The organism is Streptomyces sp. NPDC091289 (genome assembly GCF_044757365.1).
GTDB lineage: Bacteria > Actinomycetota > Actinomycetes > Streptomycetales > Streptomycetaceae > Streptomyces.
On sequence record NZ_JBIVUT010000017.1, the window covers coordinates 198,646 to 217,709 of the forward strand.

The 19,064-nt window shown below is 69.0% G+C and carries 22 protein-coding genes; 18 read left to right on the plus strand and 4 right to left on the minus strand.

What is annotated here, in order from left to right; genetic code table 11:
* Positions 1-202: 202 nt before the first annotated feature.
* The 16 genes from ACIQPT_RS23705 (at position 203) to ACIQPT_RS23780 (ending at position 13,731) form a co-directional block, all read left to right on the plus strand.
* Positions 203-1,069 carry a hypothetical protein gene (locus ACIQPT_RS23705; protein WP_401158169.1) on the plus strand — a complete coding sequence of 289 codons (867 nt, stop codon included), beginning with the start codon at positions 203-205 and terminating at the stop codon, positions 1,067-1,069.
* A 319-nt stretch (positions 1,070-1,388) separates the two neighbouring features.
* Positions 1,389-2,096 carry a Flp pilus assembly protein CpaB gene (cpaB, locus tag ACIQPT_RS23710; protein ID WP_401158171.1) on the plus strand — a complete coding sequence of 236 codons (708 nt, stop codon included), beginning with the start codon at positions 1,389-1,391 and terminating at the stop codon, positions 2,094-2,096.
* Between the two features lie 7 nt (positions 2,097-2,103).
* A complete protein-coding gene (locus ACIQPT_RS23715) occupies positions 2,104-3,417 on the plus strand; it encodes a CpaE family protein (protein ID WP_401158173.1) in 1,314 nt (437 codons plus the stop codon).
* A gap of 3 nt (positions 3,418-3,420) precedes the next feature.
* Positions 3,421-3,864: a TadE family protein gene (locus ACIQPT_RS23720; protein WP_401158174.1), complete on the plus strand. Its 444-nt coding sequence runs from the start codon at positions 3,421-3,423 to the stop codon at positions 3,862-3,864.
* Positions 3,861-4,310: a TadE/TadG family type IV pilus assembly protein gene (locus ACIQPT_RS23725; RefSeq protein WP_401158176.1), complete on the plus strand. Its 450-nt coding sequence runs from the start codon at positions 3,861-3,863 to the stop codon at positions 4,308-4,310. Before ACIQPT_RS23720 ends, ACIQPT_RS23725 begins: the two co-directional genes overlap by 4 nt.
* A gap of 142 nt (positions 4,311-4,452) precedes the next feature.
* Positions 4,453-5,790, plus strand: coding sequence for a CpaF family protein (locus ACIQPT_RS23730; RefSeq protein WP_401158178.1), 1,338 nt, complete (start codon positions 4,453-4,455; stop codon positions 5,788-5,790).
* A 10-nt stretch (positions 5,791-5,800) separates the two neighbouring features.
* Positions 5,801-6,745 carry a type II secretion system F family protein gene (locus tag ACIQPT_RS23735; protein WP_401158180.1) on the plus strand — a complete coding sequence of 315 codons (945 nt, stop codon included), beginning with the start codon at positions 5,801-5,803 and terminating at the stop codon, positions 6,743-6,745.
* Positions 6,746-6,766: 21 nt separating this feature from the next.
* Positions 6,767-7,654, plus strand: a complete 888-nt coding sequence (locus ACIQPT_RS23740) for a DUF5936 domain-containing protein (RefSeq protein ID WP_401158182.1) — start codon at positions 6,767-6,769, stop codon at positions 7,652-7,654.
* 93 nt (positions 7,655-7,747) lie between these two features.
* Positions 7,748-9,142 carry a sensor histidine kinase gene (locus ACIQPT_RS23745; RefSeq protein ID WP_401158184.1) on the plus strand — a complete coding sequence of 465 codons (1,395 nt, stop codon included), beginning with the start codon at positions 7,748-7,750 and terminating at the stop codon, positions 9,140-9,142.
* Positions 9,143-9,168: 26 nt separating this feature from the next.
* Positions 9,169-10,194 (plus strand): response regulator, encoded by a 1,026-nt coding sequence (locus tag ACIQPT_RS23750; protein ID WP_401158186.1) that lies wholly within the window; start codon positions 9,169-9,171, stop codon positions 10,192-10,194.
* Between the two features lie 204 nt (positions 10,195-10,398).
* Entirely contained in the window at positions 10,399-10,629 is a 231-nt protein-coding gene (locus ACIQPT_RS23755; RefSeq protein WP_401158187.1) for a hypothetical protein, read from the plus strand.
* Positions 10,629-11,237, plus strand: a complete 609-nt coding sequence (locus tag ACIQPT_RS23760; RefSeq protein ID WP_401158189.1) for a pilus assembly protein TadG-related protein — start codon at positions 10,629-10,631, stop codon at positions 11,235-11,237. Before ACIQPT_RS23755 ends, ACIQPT_RS23760 begins: the two co-directional genes overlap by 1 nt.
* A gap of 31 nt (positions 11,238-11,268) precedes the next feature.
* On the plus strand, positions 11,269-11,889 hold the full coding sequence (locus ACIQPT_RS23765; protein ID WP_401158191.1) for a hypothetical protein: 621 nt from the start codon (positions 11,269-11,271) through the stop codon (positions 11,887-11,889).
* Positions 11,890-11,897: 8 nt separating this feature from the next.
* The gene (locus ACIQPT_RS23770; protein ID WP_401158231.1) at positions 11,898-12,527 is read left to right on the plus strand and encodes an OmpA family protein; all 630 of its coding nucleotides are present in this window, start codon (positions 11,898-11,900) and stop codon (positions 12,525-12,527) included.
* Between the two features lie 506 nt (positions 12,528-13,033).
* Positions 13,034-13,396: a type II toxin-antitoxin system RelE/ParE family toxin gene (locus tag ACIQPT_RS23775; RefSeq protein ID WP_401158192.1), complete on the plus strand. Its 363-nt coding sequence runs from the start codon at positions 13,034-13,036 to the stop codon at positions 13,394-13,396.
* On the plus strand, positions 13,393-13,731 hold the full coding sequence (locus ACIQPT_RS23780; protein WP_401158194.1) for an XRE family transcriptional regulator: 339 nt from the start codon (positions 13,393-13,395) through the stop codon (positions 13,729-13,731). Before ACIQPT_RS23775 ends, ACIQPT_RS23780 begins: the two co-directional genes overlap by 4 nt.
* A gap of 275 nt (positions 13,732-14,006) precedes the next feature.
* On the opposite strand, the gene ACIQPT_RS23785 is transcribed toward ACIQPT_RS23780, so the two are convergent.
* From ACIQPT_RS23785 to ACIQPT_RS23795, 3 genes are all read right to left on the minus strand, one after another.
* Complete coding sequence (locus ACIQPT_RS23785) at positions 14,007-14,462, minus strand: PH domain-containing protein (RefSeq protein ID WP_401158196.1); 456 nt, start codon at positions 14,460-14,462, stop codon at positions 14,007-14,009.
* Positions 14,463-14,685: 223 nt separating this feature from the next.
* On the minus strand, positions 14,686-14,877 hold the full coding sequence (locus ACIQPT_RS23790) for a hypothetical protein (protein WP_401158198.1): 192 nt from the start codon (positions 14,875-14,877) through the stop codon (positions 14,686-14,688).
* A 10-nt stretch (positions 14,878-14,887) separates the two neighbouring features.
* Positions 14,888-15,739: a helix-turn-helix domain-containing protein gene (locus ACIQPT_RS23795; protein ID WP_401158199.1), complete on the minus strand. Its 852-nt coding sequence runs from the start codon at positions 15,737-15,739 to the stop codon at positions 14,888-14,890.
* A 318-nt stretch (positions 15,740-16,057) separates the two neighbouring features.
* Here ACIQPT_RS23795 and ACIQPT_RS23800 point away from each other — a divergent pair, with 318 nt between their 5' ends.
* Positions 16,058-16,567: an ATP-binding protein gene (locus tag ACIQPT_RS23800; RefSeq protein ID WP_401158201.1), complete on the plus strand. Its 510-nt coding sequence runs from the start codon at positions 16,058-16,060 to the stop codon at positions 16,565-16,567.
* 496 nt (positions 16,568-17,063) lie between these two features.
* Here ACIQPT_RS23800 and ACIQPT_RS23805 read toward each other — a convergent pair whose 3' ends face one another.
* Positions 17,064-18,263, minus strand: a complete 1,200-nt coding sequence (locus tag ACIQPT_RS23805) for a MarR family transcriptional regulator (RefSeq protein ID WP_401158203.1) — start codon at positions 18,261-18,263, stop codon at positions 17,064-17,066.
* Positions 18,264-18,732: 469 nt separating this feature from the next.
* Here ACIQPT_RS23805 and ACIQPT_RS23810 point away from each other — a divergent pair.
* Positions 18,733-19,064 (plus strand): hypothetical protein (locus ACIQPT_RS23810; protein ID WP_200718664.1); only part of this gene is annotated, 332 nt, incomplete at its 3' end.

Sequence of the window (19,064 nt, forward strand, 5' to 3'; positions counted from 1 at the left end):
GAATCGATTTCATCCCGTTTAGCACCCGGGGCCCGTAGGAACGGTGTTCGCATGGTGGCGTACTGGTCTCCGATAACTGTTCTCTGCCTGGTGAGACGTGGCTAAAGTGCTGGGGCAGGAGCACGGAGCAGGTAGCGATTGCGGTCGGCGTCCCCACGTCGACCGGAGCCGAAACGGGGAGAGCGTGCCGACCGCAATAGCAGTGACGAGCGCAGACCTGGTGCTGCCGCCGACCGATCAGCAGACGCCGACCGCCGCGCTGCTCCAGGCCCCCGAGGCCCAGGTGCTGGAGCTGGCCATCGGCGACATGCACCTGCTGCTCGAACAGCACGGGTATGTGATCGCCCTCTATCCCTCGGGCATCCGGCCCGAGCACGAGCGCCGCCTCCACTCCATCCGCTCGGTGCTGGAGAGCGACCGGATCGCCCTGGTCAAGGTGGATCTCCCGCCCCTCGGCGTCGCCGTACTGGTGCGCCAGCTACGGCAGTTGTCCATCTGCGACTTCAGCCCCGGGGTGGTCGCCTCCGCCGCCCGGCTGCTCTCGCACTACATCTACGCGGGCGCCCTCCTCAACTCCGTGGCCCGGCTCGACCGGGTCCCGGTCAGCCTCAAGAGCCACGCCAAGTCCTGGGTCCCCGGGTCGCAGTTCGCCGTGCTCGCCGGACCCGAGGCGCAGCTGGTGAAAGTGGGCCCGACCGCCGAACCGCTGGCGGGGCCGGATTTTGGTACGCATCTTCTGGTGGCCAAAGGGAATCTGCAGTCGGACTGGGTACAGGAGACCCTCGCGCCCGCCTGGAAGGTCCAGGCCATTCACGACACCGCTGTCCCGGCCGACTCACCGCGTTGGTGGGGGACGGGAAAGCTGGTGGAGTTCGCCGCCCATCTCCCGGACCTCTCCGTGCTCTACCAGCTGGTCTCCTCCGTACGCCGGGAAAAGTGCCACTGGTGCGCCATGGAACTCATCGGCGACCGCTGCGCATTCTGTTCCGCACCACTCGCGTCCCCGGAGAACCGGATGCTCCCCGCCGGTGTCCTCCACCACGGGGCCGACGAATCGCCGGGCCCCTAGCGCGACCGCTTCTCCCCGTACGATCCGCTCCTCCCCGCACCTCTCCGCTCCTCCCCGCTCCTCTCCGCACGAGGCGTCCCCACCCCGTGAACCGCCGGCCCCGCAGCGGCGCGACACCGCAGATGTAAGCGCGTAACCGAACCGCACCCGGCACCACCCGCACGGCACGGCTCCACCGCATCGCATCGCACGGCTCCACCGCACCGTTCCGCACTGCACGGCTCCACCGCACCGCTCCACCGCTCCACCGCTTCACCGCACCGCTCCCTCTGTCCGCTGTCCGTCCCACGCATCCGATTCGAACGAGGTTGTCCGGACCATGAACTCCCGCCAGCGCCGCGGCGTGATACTCCTGCTCCTGTCGGTCCTGTGTGCCTTCGCGGCCTTCGCCGGCGTGCTCTCGGTGATCAGCGACGTCAACTCGAAGGTCGGACCCGAGGTGACGGCGTACCAGCTGAAATCCAACGTGGCCCCGTACACCGCCCTGAACAGCGGCCAGTTCGAGAAGATCAAGATGCCCAAACGCTGGCTCTCGGAGAACGCCGTGACCGACCTGCGGGAGGTCGAGTCGAAGATCGCGGTCACCGAGCTCCGCCGAGGCTCCCTGCTCCAGTCGGACATGATGGTCCGCAAGCCCGAACTCCGGGCCGGTGAGCAGGAGATCGCCATCATGATCGACGCCTCCACCGGCGTCGCGGGCAAGATCACACCGGGCGCGACGGTCAACATCTACGCCACGTTCGCCGGCGAGCAGCAGGGCGACGCGGCCCAGTCCAAGGTCATCGTCGCCAACGCCAAGGTGCTGGACGTCGGCGAACTCACCGCCCTGGACCCGAGCGCGGACGACCGGGGCAGCCGGGCGACCGAGGCCGTGCCGATCACCTTCGCCCTGAACACGCTGGACACCCAGCGCGTCGCCTACGCCGAGTCCTTCGCGGAGCACGTGCGCCTCGCGCTCGTCGCCCCGGGCAGCGACGGCACCATCCGTCCGGGGGACCGCACCTACACGCTCGACAAGGACAAGTGAGGATGGGATGACGACCAGAATCCTCCCCGCCGTCGGTGACCTCGACGCGGCCCGCTCCGTCACCACTCTGCTGAGCCAGCTGCCCGACGCCGAACCGGCCACCCCCGTCGGCGACTCCACCCAGCTCATCGACACGCTGGCCCGGCTCGCGGGCGAAGCGCTCGACGAGCTGCCCGAGGTGGTGCTGGTCCACGAGCGGATCGGCCCGGTGCCCGCCCTGGAGCTGATCCGGGAGGTGTCGCTGAGGTTCCCCTCGGTCGGCGTCGTCATGATCACCGCGGACGCCAGCCCGAGCCTCTTCGCCGACGCGATGGACTCCGGCGCCCGCGGTCTGGTCACCCTGCCGCTGAGCTACGAGGAACTGGCCAACCGCGTCCAGGCGGCCGCCCAGTGGTCCGCCGGAGTACGCCGGCACCTCATCTCCGGGAACGACGTCTTCACCGGCCCCGGCGGCACGGTGGTCACGGTCACCGGCGCCAAGGGCGGCGTCGGTGCGACCGTCACCGCCATCCAACTCGCCCTGGCCGCCCAGGCGTCCGGCAACACGGTGGCGCTGGTGGACATGGACCTCCAGACCGGGGACATCGCCTCGTTCCTCGACGTCCAGTTCCGGCGCTCCCTCGTCGACCTGGCCCTGATCACCGACATCTCGCCCCGGGTGCTGTCCGACGCGGTGTTCTCCCACTCCACCGGCCTCGCTCTGCTGCTCGCCCCCGGCGAGGGCGAACGCGGCGAGGAGGTCAGCGACCGCTCGGCCCGCCAGATCGTCAGCGCGCTCCGCACCCGCTACGAGATCGTCGTCATCGACTGCGGCGGCCAGATGAACGGCGCCAACGCGGCGGCCATCGAGATGGCGGATGTGGCCCTGCTGGTCACGACCCCCGACGTGGTCGCGGTGCGCGGCGCGAAACGCATCGTACGGATGTGGGAACGGCTCCAGATCCGCAAGGCGGAGGAGACCGTCACCCTCGTCAACCGCTTCACCCGCAACACCGAGATCCAGCCGCCGCTGATCCAGAAGATCACCGGCACCCGGGTCGCCTCGGCGGCGGTCCCCGCGAACTTCAAGGAGCTCCAGGCGTCCATCGACTCCGGACGCCTGCACGAACTGGACGCCAAGAGCACGGTCAAGCAGGCGCTCTGGGGCCTGGCCGGAGAGCTGGGCATCGTCAAGGAGAGCACGACGGCGAAGAAGAGCGGCAGCGCCCTGGTCAAGCGGAACAGCGGCGCTCTGAAGAACGACCGGGGCTCGATCGGACGCCCGCGCCGCCGGCGCGACGGCTCCGGACGCGGGCCCGGAGACTCCGAGGGGACACGTTGAGCGATGACCACTACAAGGACGGCACGAAGCGGCATACGGGGGCGGATCACCGCCCTGCGTGAGCGCGGGCACCTGGGCCGGGACCGGGACCGCGGGCAGACCGCGGTCGAGTTCCTGGGCATGACCCCCTTCATCATCCTGATCATGCTCGTGCTCTGGGAGTGCGCGCTGATCGGCTACACCTTCAGCCTCGCGGGCAACGCGGCGGACGTGGGCGCGCGCAAGGGCAGCGGCGCGGAGTACGGGGCGGGGGCGGCCTGCCGGGCCGGGGCGATGAAGGACCTCCCGGACGCCTGGGCGGACAAGGCGTCGGTGCGGTGCGGCGGCGGCAGCGGCCTGTACGAGGCGACGGTGAAGCTGAAGGTACCGGTGCTGGTGCCCGGCCTGTTCGACCTCGACACCGAGATCATCGGCAAGGCCGGATCGCCGAGGGAGGACCAGCGATGACGACGCACCCGTACCGGAACGGAGACCCGGCCAGGAACAGGAAGAGGAACAGGAACAAGGACCGGGGCCGGGACCGGGACCGGGACTGCGACCGGGGCCAGGTCGCCATGGAGTATCTGGGCTTCCTCCCTCTCCTGCTCCTCGTCGCGATGGCGGCCATCCAGCTGGGCCTGGCCGCGTACGCCGCCAACCAGGCGGGCACGGCGGCCCGCGCCGGAGCCCGTACGGCAGCCAGCGTGGACGCCCGGGGCAGCGGTCAGGGCAACGCCCGCGACGCCGTGAGCGACTGGGTGGAGGACGGCGGATTCAGCTACCGCCAGCGCGGCGGACAGGACATCACGGTCACGGTCCGGGTCAAGGTGCCCTCCGTGGTGCCGGGATTGAACGGCTGGTGGGCCGAGCGCAGCACGACCATGCCCAACGAGAACTCCCGCTTCGGCTTCTGACCCCTGCCCCCTGCCCCCTGACCCCTGCCCCCTGACCCCTGACCCCTGACCCCTGACCCCTGACCCCTGACCCCTGACCCCTGACCCTTGCGCCTCACCCGCCCGAGATTCCGACCCCCACCCCACGAGGAGAGTTACGCCGATGAGCCTGCGGGCACGCATGACCGCTCCGGAGGAACAGGGCGGGGCACGGGAGGACGGCCACATGGTGGCCACCTACCGGGCCAAGCTGCTGGAGGAGATCGACCTCGCGGAGATGTCCTCACTGGCCGCCGCCGACCGGCGGGCCCGGCTGGAACGCGTCCTCGGCCACATCATCAGCCGCGAGGGCCCGGTCCTCTCCACGGTGGAGCGCTCGCAGCTGATCCGCCGCGTCGTCGACGAGGCGCTCGGCCTCGGCATCCTGGAACCGCTCCTGGAGGACGCGTCCATCACCGAGATCATGGTCAACGGCCCCGACCAGATCTTCGTCGAGCGCAACGGCAAGGTCGAACAGCTCCCGATGCGCTTCGGCTCCCACGAGCAGCTGATGCAGACCATCGAGCGGATCGTGTCGACGGTCAACCGCCGCGTCGACGAGTCCAACCCGATGGTCGACGCACGCCTGCCCAGCGGCGAACGTGTCAACGTGATCATCCCGCCGCTGTCGCTGACCGGCGCGACGCTCACCATCCGCCGCTTCCCGCGCTCCTTCACGCTCCAGGAGATGATCGGCTTCGGCTCGCTGGACGAACAGATGCTGGTGCTGCTCGCCGGCCTCGTCCAGGCCAAGCTCAACATCATCGTCTCGGGCGCCACCGGCACCGGCAAGACGACCCTCCTCAACGCGCTCTCCGGACTGATCCCGAACGCCGAGCGCATCGTCACCATCGAGGACTCCGCCGAACTCCAGCTCCAGCAGAGCCATGTGATCCGGCTGGAGTCCCGCCCGGCGAACGTCGAGGGCAAGGGCGAGATCACCATCCGCGACCTCGTCCGCAACTCGCTGCGTATGCGCCCGGACCGCATCGTCGTCGGTGAGGTCCGAGGCGGCGAATCCCTCGACATGCTCCAGGCGATGTCCACCGGTCACGACGGCTCGCTGGCCACCGTCCACGCCAACAGCGCCGAGGACGCGCTGATGCGTCTGCAGACCCTCGCCTCCATGTCGGAGGTCGAGATCCCCTTCGAGGCGCTGCACGACCAGATCAACAGCGCGGTCGACGTGATCGTCCAGCTCACGCGGCATGCCGACGGCGCCAGGAAGATCACCGAGATCGCGGTCCTGGACTCGCACGGCCGCGACCCGTACCGCATCGTGACCGTGGCGCGGTTCGACGCGCGGCCGATGTCGGCGGACGGCCGGATCCACGGCGACTTCCAGTACCTCCCGCTGCCCCGGAGGCTCGCCGAGCGCCTCTACCTGGCCAGTCAGCCCATCCCGCAGGCGTTCGGCGTCGCCCAGTCCGCCGAACAGCTCGCCACCCGAGAGGCCAACTAGGTACCGAGCCATGGACAACGTCAACCTCCCCCTGGTCACCGTCGGCGTCACGCTGCTGTGCTGCGTGCTCGGCGTGATGGGCCTGTACGCCTACTCCGGCGGCAAGGCCGACCGCGACGCCCTCGTCGAGCGGCTCTCGCACGTCGGGCAGATCCCGGAGACGGGCCGCGTCCGCCGCTTCAAGGGCCTGGACCGCCGGCTGCGCGCCACCGCGCTCGGCCGGAAACTGGAGCTGAAGCTCGCCGCGACCGGCATGGACATCACGCCCGGCGAGTTCTTCGTCTACGCGCTCGTCGCGATGGCGGGGCTCTGGATGATCGCCTCCTCCATGCTCGCCGCGTTCTTCGGCCCGGTCGCCGCCCTGATCGGCCTCTGGGGCACCAACGCGTTCCTCAACTGGCAGCGGGTCAAGCGCACCGAGCGCTTCATCAACCAGCTCCCCGAACTCTCCCGCATCCTCGCCAACGCCACCCAGGCCGGCCTGGCCCTGCGCACCTCGCTGTCGATGGCGGCGGAGGAGCTGGAGGACCCGGCGGGGGAGGAACTGGCCCGGGTGGCACGGCGGCTGGCCGTGGGAGAGCCGTTGGAGGACGCCCTGAGCGAGCTCACGGACCGGCTCCCGTCCCGCGAACTGGTCGTCCTGGTGACGACGCTGGTCCTCTCCAACCGGGCCGGCGGTACGGTCGTCAGCTCGCTGCGCAACCTCACCGAGACCCTGGAGGAGCGCAAGGAGACCCGCCGCGAGGTCAAGACGCAGCTCTCGCAGGTCACGGTCACCGCCTATGCCGTACCGGCCTTCGGCGTCGGCGCGATGCTCCTGATGAACGCGGTCATGCCCGGCGCACTGGACCGGATGACCGGTGCGTTCATCGGCCAGGCGGCGGTGGTCGTGGCCATCGCCCTGTACGCCATCGGCTTCGTGGTCATCCGCCGCCTGTCCCGTATCGACGTCTGACGAGCTGGGAGAAGAACCGCCATGGACCTGCTGCTAGCCCTGGTCGTCGGCCTCGCCGTCTACGGGGCCATCCACGGCATACGGATGTACCGGGCCGACGCCAAACTCCCCGGCGACCTCGCCGTGGCCCTGGAATCCGGCTCCTCCCGCACCAGCGCGGTCGGCTCCGGCATCGACCGCCTCGGCATCCGCTGGGCCCCCATGGTGCTGCGGATGATGGGCCCCAAGGCCGTCAACAAGAAGCGCCGCCAGATCGACCTGGCGGGCAACCCCGGCGGCCTCACCATCGACCGTTACGCGGCCCGCCGCGCGGTCTACGGCGCGCTGGGCCTGCTGGGCGCGTTCTCCATGCTCCTGCGCGGTCAGCTGTTCCTGGCCCTCCTGATGATCGCGTTCGGCCTGTTCTGGGTGGAGGCGGGCATCTGGTCGGCCATCCGCGTCCGCCGCGAGCACATCGAACGCACGCTCCCGGACTTCCTCGACGTCCTGGCGGTCGTCGTCTCCGCCGGGCTGGGCTTCCGGCAGGCGCTGGACCGGGTCGCGGAGAAGTACGAGGGCCCGTGGTCCGACGAACTGCGCATCACGCTCCGGCAGATGGACATGGGGGTCAGCCGCCGCCAGGCCTTCGAGGAACTACGCAGGCGCAACGACTCCGAACAGGTCGCCATGTTCGTCACCACCCTCCAGCAGGGCGAGGAGCTCGGCGCGCCGATCGTCGAGACGCTGATCCAGATCGCCAACGACATGCGCCGCACGGACGCCCAGAACGCTCGCCGCAAGGCGGCCAAGGCGGTCCCGAAGGCGACGTTCGCGGTGACCTCGTTCCTCCTGCCGGGCACGCTCGTTCTCCTCACCGTCGGCTTCGTGTACGGAGCCGACGTCGACTTCGCGTTCCTCACCGGCGGGTGACATGAACGACGGGCGGGATGGGGACGAGGGGAACCAAGGAGGACGAGGGGACGTACGGGGGCTCACGGGACACGGGACGGAGGTGACAGGCACATGGCATACCAGCTCAGCGGCATACAGCCGGGCCTGACCGCGGACCTGACCCGCGCGCACACCGGCACCCCGGCCCGCCCGGCCTTCGCCATCCAGGTCAACGCGCTCCAGGCGATGTGCCGCCAGGTCTTCGGCTTCCGCCTGGCGATGATCGCGATAGCGACCCCGTACGCCATCAGCCACACGGCCCCCGGCCTGCCCACGTGGTTCATCGGCTCGGCGATCCTGGTCACCTTCATGGGCTCGTACGTCCTGTTCCGGGACTGGGAGCGCTTCGGCCCGGTGCTCGTGCGCCACCCCTGGCTCCTGGCCGTCGACGTGTTCTTCGGCTCGCTGCTGCTGATCACCGCCACGCCCGAGTCGACCCTGGCGTACGTCACCGTCTGCACCCCGCTGCTGGCGGGCCTGGTCCACGGCTGGCGCGGCGCGGCGGTCTTCGCGGCGCTCCAGGTGGTCATCGTCTTCGGCGTGTACGCGAGCGTCCCGAAGCTGGAGGCGGGCGGAGCGACGGCCCTCCTGCTCCCCGGCTTCTGCGTGATCGCCGGGGCGGTCGGGGTCACCCTGCGCAACCTGCTCCTGCGCTTCGGGACGGCGACCCAGGCGCTCACCGAGACCCGGGCGCGGCTGGCGGTGAACGAGGCGGTGGAGGGTGAACGCACCCGCCTGGCACGGGAGATGCACGACTCGGTCGCCAAGACCCTGCACGGCCTGGCGCTGGCCGCCGACGGTCTGGCGTGCTCGGCGGACCGGATGGACCCGCCCACGGTGAAGCTCCAGGCGGAACTGGTCGCCCGCGCCGCCCGCCGGGCCGCAGCCGAGTCCCGGGAACTGCTCACCGACCTGCGCCGGGAACAAGGCCTGGAAGGCGGAGTCGACCTGCTAGCGGAACTGTCGGCGCAGACACAGGACTTCACCGCCCGCCACCCGATCACGGCCACGTTCCGCCGTCTCGCCGAGGAGACCCCGGTCCCACCGGTCCCGCAGGCGGTGGCCCGCCAGCTCCTGACGGTCGCCTCGGAGGCGATGGAGAACGCGAACCGCCACGCGGGCCCGACGTACCTGATCGTCCTCGCGGGCGTGAAGGGTGACGTGCTCCGCCTCAGTGTGTACGACGACGGGCGCGGCCTGCCCCCGGGAACGACGCTCGACACCCTCCGGAGGGCCGGCCACTTCGGCCTGGTCGGCATGGTGGAGCGGGCCGCGTCCATCGGGGCCCGGATCCGGATCGGGCGGGGGAAGGCGGAGAAGGGTACGGAGGTGCGGGTGGAACTGCCACTGGCGGCGCTGACGGTCCCGTCCGCCGAGGAGAACGCCCCGCCGACGCCCCTGCCCCTGCCCCTGCCCGCGCCCGCGCCGCAGCCTGTGCCCGCGCCCGTAACGACCCCCCACCCGTAACCCCGACCCAGAGAGGAGGTCGCAGCATGCCGGACGATGTCTCCCCTGCGCCGAGCCGCCACGGGGCGGCGGCACACCACCCCGCCCCCCAGCACCCGTCGCCGCACATCCCGCTCACCCCGGCCCCCGGCCCCGCCGGACCCCAGCACACTGCGATCCAGCCCGCACCCACACCGACGCCGTACCCGCCGTTCGGGGGGCCCACCGCGTCCCCCTTCCCACCCGCGCCCGCGGCCCCCGCACCGGCCCGGCTCCGGGTGGTGGTCGCGGACGACAACCCGGTGGTCCGGGCGGGCCTGGGCGTTCTGCTCTCGGGCCGGGCCGACATCGAGGTCGTGGCAGAGGCGGCGGACGGCCGCGAGGCCTACGAGAAGACGCACCAGTACCGCCCCGACGTGGTCCTCCTCGACGTCCGGATGCCCGGCGTGGACGGCCTCTCGGCGCTGCCGCACCTGGTGGGCATCGCGCCCGTGCTGATGCTGACGTACAGCCGAGAGAGCGAGATCGTCCACGAGGCGCTGCGCCTGGGCGCGGGCGGCTATCTGGTGCACGGCGAGTTCACGGCGGACCAACTGGTCCAGGCGGTACGCGACACGAAGGACGGCCGCGCCCACTTCACCGCCACGGCGGCCGACGCCCTGCTGGCCCACATGCGCCAGGGGACGCCCCCGCAACGGGTCCCCCTGCCCGAGGGCCTGGGATCGGCACTGACGACGCCGCCCGCACCCATGCAGGCACCACCACACCCCCTCGAAAATTCGGAAAGCCTTTCGCAACTGCAACCTCCTGTGGGACAGTCTTCTGTGTCCGGGGGGTCGGCACCCACCCCCAACAGGCAGCAGTACAGGCTGAGTTCGAGGGAGGTGGAGGTCATGGACCTGATTGCGTCCGGAATGAGTAATCAGCAGATCGCCGCCACCTGCTTCATCAGTGAGAAGACGGTCAAGAACCACATCAACCGCATCTTCACGAAGCTCCACAGCGCCTCTCGCAGCGAGGCCATCGCCCACTGGCTCGGCACCGCGCCCCGGAACACCGGGCGGCAGTCATGACGGAGCGATCTCACAACGAGAGGGCCCAGAAGGCCCTTTGGGCCCGGGAATGGGCCCACGGGCCCTCTGGGCGAGCGATGATTCCCCCCTATGTTTCTCACGTCGCCAACGGCACCGGCCGGGAGGAAGCCGGTACCGAGGGCGACACCGCAGGAACGTGCGAGTCGGCCGGCAACCGGTCGGCCGAACCAGGAGGGGAACACCATGTCGAACATCACCCTGAAGGCCGCCGTCCGCGTCAACGGCTGGGCCAACACCGCCGTCAGCAGCATGCAGAAGCGCTACGCGGCGAAGGACCGGGGTCAGACGGCGTTCGAGTACCTGGGCATCATTCTGGTGGTCGTGGCGATCATCGGGGCGATCGTGGCGACGGGCATCGGCGGTGCGATCTCGGAGCGCATCAGTGGACTGGTCGATCAGATCACCGCCGGCTAGTGACGGTCCGGTCCCGTCGCGACCGAGGGCAGGCCTTCCCCATCTATGTTGTGATGGTGGCGGGCCTGCTCTTTCTCGCGTTTGCGTTCTTCGCTGTCGGCAAGGCGTCTGCTCTGCGCAACGGTTCCCAGGGTGCGGCTGACGCAGCCGCTCTGGCCGCCGCCCAGCAGGCGCGCGACGACTTCGGGACGGGCTTTTACGCCTCGCTCCCCACCAACATGTTGGATCTGTTCCTCAACGCACCTTTCGCTGCGCCCTGTTACGAGGCGGATCGTCTGGCGGCGGCCAACGATGCCAGAAAGACCTCGTGCTATCCGACTCCTGGATATCTGCGTGACCGGATCACGGTCGAGGTCGAGGGCCTGAAGGCGGTCGACTCTTCGGTACTGCCCGGCTCGGAGAACAAGAAGGCCAAGGCCAAGGCCACCGCTCTCATCGAGTTCCGCTGCCCAAGCCCGAAAGCCGTGGACTTCAATAGCGACGGAGTCCAGGACCTCTTCATCTTCACGTGCCGGAACGGCAAGGTTCTCGAGATTGCACCGGGCAGCCCTCCACCGTGGGAGACGGTGAGCCGGACTCTCTTCGATGTGCGGTTGGTCGACCAGTGACAGCGAACGACAAGTAAAGGATTCGGATCCCATGACCATGCGGAGCAGCACGAGGAATCGAAGGGCGTTGGCCGTCGCTTCGGCATCCGCTGCATTCATCCTGGCTCTTACCAGCTGTGGCAGTGACAGCGACGGCAAAGGCAAAGAGGGGGGCGCGGAACAGCCTTCTACTTCGGCAACCCCGTCCGAGAGTTCGGGCAGCGACACCGTGAAGCAGCAGGACACGGCTGCCGGGGAGAACGTCGACCCCAATGTCAAGCTCGCTGAGCTCCGTGGGCAGAACGATGTCGTGATGGTCATCAACCAAGTGTTGCGGGATTCAGGTGGGTTCGTCACCGTTCAGGCGGAGATCAAGAATGGTGGCGACAAGCCTGTCAACCCGGCTCAGTGGGCGGGCAGCGAGAGCGTGATCGTACGCCAGAACCTCTCGTCCGTCGGCGGTGCCACATTGGTGGACAAGCTCGGCAAGAAGCGTTACTACGTGCTCCGCGACACCGACGGCCGTTGCCTGTGCACCACGAAAATCGCGCCGCTCCAGCCGGGTGACTCGACGGCCGTGTTCATGCAGTTCCCGGCACCGCCGAGCACTACGACAGAGGTCGATTTCTCTCTTCCGACCTTTGCCACCGCAGCGCTCAAGATTTCCGGGTGATGAACGACATGACGCCCGTGCGTACCGTAGGACTCCCCATCGCGACTGCCGTGCTCGTTGCGGCCACCGCCCTGTTCGGTGCATCACCTTCATGGGCCGATGACGGGCCCAGCGTGCCCCCTGGCACAGAAGCGACATCCGAGCCGCCGGTCCGGATCGACGCCAACGACCCCGACCTCAAAATGCCGGAGGGCGGCACCCTCGCCCCCGGCCGGGTCCTCGACATCGTCCAGGTGGTCGAAGACCTCGGAGGCGAGGAACGCCGCGAGGACAGCAACGCCGACATCAAGTTCGCGCTCCAGGCCGAAGTCCTCTTCGGCAAGGACAGCGCGAAGCTCAGCTCGGCGGCCAACGCTCGTATCGCCGCCATCGCCGAGGAGATCAAGAAGCAGAACGCGACCAAGGTCCGCGTCTTCGGCTTCACCGACAACCTCGGTTCCTCGGCCCATGGAGACGTCCTGTCCAAGCAGCGGGCCGACGCCGTGCACGGGGTTCTGTCGAAGGAACTCGGCCCCACGATCACGTACGAGATCAGGGGCTACGGCGAGCAGTACCCGATCGCCAGCAACAGCAATGAAGAGGGCCGGAAGAAGAACCGCCGCGTGGAGGTCTCCTTCCCGCGCGGAGAGGGGTCCTGACCTCTTCCTCTCCAGGCCCAGTTGCAAGGTCTCGATTCTCGCTGCATGTCCTCAGCGAAAATTGCACGGCGGCGGCATCTATGTCGCCGCCGTGAGGCCCGCGGGTCGGGGCGTCATCTATTCGGGTGGCGAGAACGTTGATCCATCCTGCTCGCGTTCGCTGCGCCGGCACCTTGGCTGGCTGCCCAGGAAGCTGAATGTGCGGCTGGGAGTGAGGTGTCCGTCGAGCTCTCGGCGTCGGCGGTGCCATGGCGGACGGCCTGTGTCCCTACGCTGGTCTGGTCCAGCGGCTGCTGAGATACGGGCATCCGGAAACGGGCTGGGCCACCTCAGAAACCCGCTGGCCAGAGCCGTGCTCGATGATGCGAGCGCGTGACCTTGCCCCGATGCCGGGGTCTCACTACTCGCTGGATGCCGCGCGGGTTCACTCGAAGGCGTGAGCTGCCCTGATCCCGCTCTGCGAAGTTAACGCTTGCGTTAACTTCGCAGTCGTCGCTCAATGGGAAGTGATTCTGGTGGCCGAGGTCGCCACGTGGTACGACGCGCTGGCCGACGAGGACTGGGACAGTGCGGAACAGGTGGAAGATGCGATCGACATGCTGGCTGCGACCGGGCCGACACTCGGGCGGCCGCTGGTCGATCGGATCAAGGGTACTGAACAGCACCATATGAAGGAGCTGCGGCCCGGGTCGTCCGGAAGCCGGGAGATCCGCATCCTCTTTGCCTTCGACCCCATTCGTCGCGCCGTGCTTCTCGTGGCTGGTGACAAGGCAGGCGACTGGCGGGGCTGGTACGACGCCAACATCCCGCTGGCCGAGAAGCGCTACCAAAGCCATCTCGCCGAACTCGACTCCAGGGAGTACGAATGAGCAGCGTCAGCTGGGAGGAGACCAAGCGCAAGGCGCGGGAGCGTCGCATCGCGGCGGGCCTGCCCGTGCGTAAGGCCGAGGAGAAGCAGACAGCCATGGACCGGTTTGCTGCAGAGGTACGGGCGTACCAGCTGGCCGAGGTGCGGCGGGACCAGGCGCTCACGCAGCGTGATGTTGCCGTGGTGATGGGGGTTTCGGCGCCTCGAGTTTCCGCGATCGAGCACGGCGAGGTCGACCGTACGGAGGTTGCGACCCTCCGGTCCTATGTGGAAGCGCTTGGTGGCAGGCTCCGGGTCGTCGCCGACTTCGGCGACACCGAATACACGGTGGCGTGAGCGAAAAGGCTCTTGGCCGCCTTCATACGTGGCCGCCTGGCCGGCCATCCAGTTTCCATCTCAGTGGTCGCAAGGCCTGACTGTCGAACCACGGTCAGCCCACGGGTGCTCTGCCAGCTCTTTGAGGCTGATCTTGAAGATTCGGCCGTGAGACGGAGAACATCGGCCAAGGTCGCGAATTGCGGCTATGTCGTGGATCGCGAAGTCCTCCACAGGTGACGCGCCCACGGGGCTCACCGGTCAGCGCACCCGCACTCGCACCCGCCGTCGTCTTCTCAGTGATGGTGGGTGCGGGCGCGTGTGCGCCAGGCCAGCCGCAGTTCGTGGTGGAGGCGGGCGAGCTCGCGGGGGGCGTGGGCGGGGGCCCGGTGGAAGACCTGGCCATAGCGTGTGCGGTCTCCGGGCGGCGGAAATTCCTCGCTGCCCCGGTGCATGGAGCCGTGGAGGAAGGACGGTATCCAGCGGGCTGTGCCGTCGTGGAGGCGGAGGGCTATGCGCCAGCGGCCGGAAACGGATCCGCCGGTGCGCAGGGCCAGTTCAACCTCGGCGATGTCCTGCCAGGGGACACGGCGGGTGCGGAAGAATCCGACGACAGCGACGCCTGCCGGGCGCAGGACGACGCCGCGCAGGGCGGCTCGTGCGCAGAGTGCGGCCATGACGACGATGAAGGCGTAGTTTTCGTACTCCTCGGGGCCAGGAGCCGGCGGATTGGGCCGGAAGCTGGTACCCATCACATCGTTCCGGGCCGTGATCCCCAGAATCAACAGGGCGCACCCGCAGGCCGCCCACCACACCGCGCTGCGCCACCGATGCCGCAGTGCCAACTTGCCTTTCATGCGCCCCCCCGGTTCCGGATCCATGCCCTCGGGCTTCCTGCTTCCTGCGCGCGTGAGAGCCGTTCTGCGCCAAGGGTCCCGTACCGCGAGGTGTACGCGGTACGGGACCCTCCCTCCATCACAGCAGGTGGTCCGCCTTTCCGGCCTTGATGTCGCGGATCAGCTGCTGGAGGGCCTCCCGGCTGTCCGTGAGATATGTCTGCTCCTCGCCCTGGCGGGCGATGTAGCTGTTGCCCTGTTCGTCCGTGCCTATCCGATAGCAGGAGTTGCCTTCGCCGCAGAACGCGTTTTCCCAATTGATCCCGCGCATGGTCGACCTCTCAGAGTTGGCGTGCGATGTGGTGGATGAAGTCACGTGACTGGTCCGGCCCCAGGGCAATCTGCTCCATCCAGTCCAGGTGTGCCCGGTACTTCGACAGCTGGTCTTCCGAGTGGAGGAAGTCAGGCCCGTGCGAGTTGTCGATCTGCACGGTGTCGAGCTGCGGGACGGGGCCCTCCGCATAGAAGACTGTCTGCCCGGCACCAGGAAACGCACCGGCCGTGAACGGGATCACGAGCAGGCGCACGTTCGGCTGCTCCGCCTTCTCCGCCAGGTGGTGCAACTGTCCGCGTGCGACGGTTGCACCACCGAACTGCATCCGTAGTGCGGCCTCGTGCACGATGCAGACGTACGGGGTGGGGTTCGGCTTCTCAAGAACGTGCTGCCGTTGGAGCCGGTGGGTCAGACGCATGGCGACCTCGTGCTCAGGGAGCGGAGGGACCACCGCCCGGAAGAGGGCCAGGGCATGGTCGGTGGTTTGCAGCAGGCCAGGAATATGGATGGCGTACGCGGCTCTCATGCGTACGGCGTGGGACTCCAGCTCCGCGACGTCACTCAGGCCGTGTGGCAGCGAGGTGCGGTACTGCTCCCACCAGCCACGCTGAGACGGGCGCGCCATGTCGGCCAACGCATCGACGAATCGCTCATCGGTGTACGAGCAGGCGCAGGCCAGCGTCCGGATCCGTTCGGGGCTGATGGGCCTTGCCCCGGACTCGATGTTCGAGATCTTGCCGCGATCGACGCCCAGAAGTGCCGCAGCGGACTCTGCCGTTACCCCCGCCGACATACGCATCTTCCGCACTTCGGCGCCGAGCCGCCGCTGGCGGTCGGTAGGAGATGTCCTCGCTGCCATGCCGGTCCTTTCCGCAGACGGTCAAGGAAAGTCTGCCGTCTGTACGTGCGACCAGACACGAAAGGGCTCAATTCTCTTTCTGTGAGGGCAATTTAACCCTCTCGGAGCTATGTTGAGTGCTGCACCGCTCACGCACCGATAGGTCGAAGTGCATCGCGCGGCTCTGCCTGCCTCCTCCTGCCCTGGGAGAGGCGGTGCCGCGTCAGGGAGACAGGCCACAACCCATCAGGTAGGACGCGAGCCTTCAGTGCGCTCCGACGCGGACAAGACCAGCACCACCCACCACACCAACACGCCACCACTCCAGGGGAGTCAGTCATGCCTCCGTCCTCACGCGCCGCACTCTGCCCCGCCACCGTCGAGGGGCCGGCCTCGTCGGCTCCGCACTCCCCACCGCTCACCTCCTCCGAGCGCGGCCTCGCGCTGAGCGTGACCCTGCTGGGCGACCCGCGCAGCGCGGCGGTCGGGCGAGCCCTGCTCACCGCAGCGCTGCGGACTCACGGGCTCACCCGGTACGCCTGGCCCGCCTGGCCCGCCGGGCCCGCCGGGCTCGCCATGGGTGAACTCCTCTCCGTGGCCGCGCGGATGGCACCCGACAAGGAGCTGTACGTCTTTGTGCGCGAGCGGGACGACGCCCTGCGGTTGGTGACCTGGGACCAGCACACGGGTCACGACGATCCCGGGGTGGCCGCCCTCTGCCGGAGCCGTCGCCGCCGGGCGTTGTGGCTGCTGGCAGCGGTGGTGGCCGACTGGGGCGGCGCGTGGGGCACCGACGGGGCGCTTCCGCCGCACCGTGGCACGAAGACCTGGGTCCTGCTGCCCCGCTGAGCGGCGTTCGTCGGCGGCCGGGAGGCCGCCGGGCGTGGCGGGGGCCGGGCCAGGTTCCCGCGGCCGCCGGTCGGTGAGTTGCTCTGGCGCGGTGCCGGAAGCGATGGTCACCCGTTCTCCTGCCTTCGGCACCCGGTAGCGCGTGGTGCCGTTCTTGCTCACTCGCCCGTGCCGGCGAGCTCGCGGAGCCCTGGAGGCGCAGCTCGTGCGGATGCACGCGCCGTTCTCCCTGGCGTCCGGCTTGAGCCGCCGCCCCTTCTCTTGGCGCCCAGCGCGCAGCCCTTTGCGCTTGGCGGCCTGGTCTTCGGCACCGGGCCCGACGCCCGGCATCGGTGATGCGGCTGCTGTAGGCACCGACCACACCGTTGATCGCCTTGGTCGCCGCCTCGTAGGCCAATGCGATTTCCGACGGCCGGGTACAGCGGTGAAGGATTCCGAGCGAGGCGGCCGGATTCCCTGGACCCCGGGCGTAACGGCCCCGCTGCTCCGCTGCTGATCAGGGTGCTTTGAGGAGGTCGCGGAGTTCGGCGACGTATGCACCGATGTCGGGAGCGTCACGGGTGTCGACAGCCTCCCCGGCGGAGCCGGAGGCATGCTCGGTGCGGCAGGGGCGGCAGAGACCGTCGGGAAGGGCTTCGGGGCGGCCGGGGGCACGGCAGTTGGTGCATTCCATCATCACGCGGTGGGTGGGTGCGTCGGGTGGGGGCGGGGTGGGCTCGGTCGGGAGTTGGGGCGGGATCTTGTCCGTGAGGCGGCGGCGGATGAGGCCGATGGGGGAGTCGACGGGGTGGGGGAGTCCGGCGGTGAGGGTGTGGACGAGGTAGTCGGTGGTGACACCTCGGTCGAGCCATGCGGCGGCCAGAGGTTCGAGCGTGGCGCAGTCGGTGGCGGAGAGGGCGACGCGGAGGTCTCTGCGGCCGAGTTCGGCGAGGGCGAGGAAGGCGGGGGAGGGGCGGTTGCCGGGGTCCGGGGGAGGGGCGTTCGGCGGCTGTACGGGGTCGGCAGGGGCGTTCGACGGAGTGGCGTCGGGCCGGGAAGCCAGGTCGTCGGGCTCGGGCGCCTTCCCGGGCGGCGGGGCCGGGGAGGACGCGGATGCCTCTCCGGGCAGGGGCGCAGGGGAGGACTCGGACGCCTCTCCAGGCGGGGGCGCAGGGGCGGACTCGGGTGGCGCCTCGCGCACCGGGGGCCGGGGGACGAGTTCTTCGGCGGGGACCCAGGGCGGGGGCGGGGCAATGGATCCGGTGCCCGGTTCCTGAGAGAGGGAGTCGGGGCTGTCGGCGCCGTTGAGACGCTGCTTCTCGGCGGCGAGGTAGGTGTTCCACCACTCGTTGTCGCGGGCAGTGCGCGACCAGAAGGTGCGGAAGGCCCAGCGGGTCGTCTCGCCCTGGCCGACGGCGCACCGGACACGGCGCAGGTGCCCTGCGACGGACAGGGCGGTGAGGGCGGTGCCGATGGCTTGCTGTCCGTAGAGCGGGAGTTGCTTGGCGAGGGTCTTGACGCTCATCGCCGCGCCGTCGGGGAGGTGGTCGACGAACCCGGCGACGTACCGCTCGCGGGCCGGCAGTAAGGCGAAGTCATCAACGCGCCGGGGCAGTTGTCCGGGCGCGGATCGTTTGCCGTAGCCGGGCGTTGCCCTCGGGTACGCGGGTGAGGATGCGGGGGCGTGCAGGGCAGGGCTAGTGTGCTGGGTAGCCAAGGGATCGGGCTTTCTGGGTAGCGATCTTGCGGTGAGACCCCGGCCTGGTGCTGTAACACCGTGTCGGGGTCGATTAGTTCTCGCACCGTAAGCAGTCGCGGCATCGGACCGCAAGCTGTCGCGATTAGTCATACTTGCTGGCCGTGACGGGGTTGGGAGGTAGGGCGGTTTCCCCAACCCCTGTCTTTTCCCCGCCGGTTGAAAGAAGGGTCTCGAATCTCGTGTCCCGTGCCCCGGCCCTCGTGTCTCGGGCCCCGAGCTTCGGGCCGGGGCCCGTTCGCGTACCCCCGCAAGAGTGAACGATCCACTCCGACGCTCGCGTCCTGGGCGCCGAGCTTCGAGCGTCGGGGGGAAGGCCACGGAACGGTTGGCTGATTGTCGATTGCAGTAGCAACCGTTGGGTTGATAGACATACCCGTACACGTACGTTCGTTCGATGTTTCGGTATATCGGTGTGGTGGGGGATGTTGTGAAGTTCGATATGGGGGCGTCGGTTCTGTCGAGGCTGTTGTCGGATTCGCAGGGTGCGAGTACGGATCTGGGGACGTTGATCCAGCAGTTGATCGCGGCGGCGGAGCCGTTGGAGGGGAAGTTCAACGGGGCGGGGAAGGTCGCGTTCGATGATTTCAAGTCGCGTTCGGATGAGATCACGAAGGCGTTGAACGCGTCGTTGTCGGGGATTCTGGGCGGGCAGTCGGGGATGGATGCGGCGTTCGGTTCGGGTGACCAGGAGCAGGACGAGAACGCGAAGTCGCAGATGGCGTCGGCGAATTTCGACGCGGCGCGTTTCGGTGGCCGCTG

Excerpts from the sequence above, each read along its gene's own strand:
- cpaB (WP_401158171.1), top strand. The coding sequence starts at position 1,389 with ATGAACTCCCGCCAGCGCCGCGGCGTGATACTCCTGCTCCTGTCGGTC.
- ACIQPT_RS23715 (WP_401158173.1), top strand. The coding sequence starts at position 2,104 with ATGACGACCAGAATCCTCCCCGCCGTCGGTGACCTCGACGCGGCCCGC.
- ACIQPT_RS23720 (WP_401158174.1), top strand. The coding sequence starts at position 3,421 with ATGACCACTACAAGGACGGCACGAAGCGGCATACGGGGGCGGATCACC.
- ACIQPT_RS23725 (WP_401158176.1), top strand. The coding sequence starts at position 3,861 with ATGACGACGCACCCGTACCGGAACGGAGACCCGGCCAGGAACAGGAAG.
- ACIQPT_RS23730 (WP_401158178.1), top strand. The coding sequence starts at position 4,453 with ATGAGCCTGCGGGCACGCATGACCGCTCCGGAGGAACAGGGCGGGGCA.
- ACIQPT_RS23735 (WP_401158180.1), top strand. The coding sequence starts at position 5,801 with ATGGACAACGTCAACCTCCCCCTGGTCACCGTCGGCGTCACGCTGCTG.
- ACIQPT_RS23740 (WP_401158182.1), top strand. The coding sequence starts at position 6,767 with ATGGACCTGCTGCTAGCCCTGGTCGTCGGCCTCGCCGTCTACGGGGCC.
- ACIQPT_RS23745 (WP_401158184.1), top strand. The coding sequence starts at position 7,748 with ATGGCATACCAGCTCAGCGGCATACAGCCGGGCCTGACCGCGGACCTG.
- ACIQPT_RS23750 (WP_401158186.1), top strand. The coding sequence starts at position 9,169 with ATGCCGGACGATGTCTCCCCTGCGCCGAGCCGCCACGGGGCGGCGGCA.
- ACIQPT_RS23755 (WP_401158187.1), top strand. The coding sequence starts at position 10,399 with ATGTCGAACATCACCCTGAAGGCCGCCGTCCGCGTCAACGGCTGGGCC.
- ACIQPT_RS23765 (WP_401158191.1), top strand. The coding sequence starts at position 11,269 with ATGACCATGCGGAGCAGCACGAGGAATCGAAGGGCGTTGGCCGTCGCT.
- ACIQPT_RS23770 (WP_401158231.1), top strand. The coding sequence starts at position 11,898 with ATGACGCCCGTGCGTACCGTAGGACTCCCCATCGCGACTGCCGTGCTC.
- ACIQPT_RS23780 (WP_401158194.1), top strand. The coding sequence starts at position 13,393 with ATGAGCAGCGTCAGCTGGGAGGAGACCAAGCGCAAGGCGCGGGAGCGT.
- ACIQPT_RS23785 (WP_401158196.1), bottom strand. The coding sequence starts at position 14,462 with ATGGGTACCAGCTTCCGGCCCAATCCGCCGGCTCCTGGCCCCGAGGAG.
- ACIQPT_RS23790 (WP_401158198.1), bottom strand. The coding sequence starts at position 14,877 with ATGCGCGGGATCAATTGGGAAAACGCGTTCTGCGGCGAAGGCAACTCC.
- ACIQPT_RS23795 (WP_401158199.1), bottom strand. The coding sequence starts at position 15,739 with ATGGCAGCGAGGACATCTCCTACCGACCGCCAGCGGCGGCTCGGCGCC.
- ACIQPT_RS23800 (WP_401158201.1), top strand. The coding sequence starts at position 16,058 with ATGCCTCCGTCCTCACGCGCCGCACTCTGCCCCGCCACCGTCGAGGGG.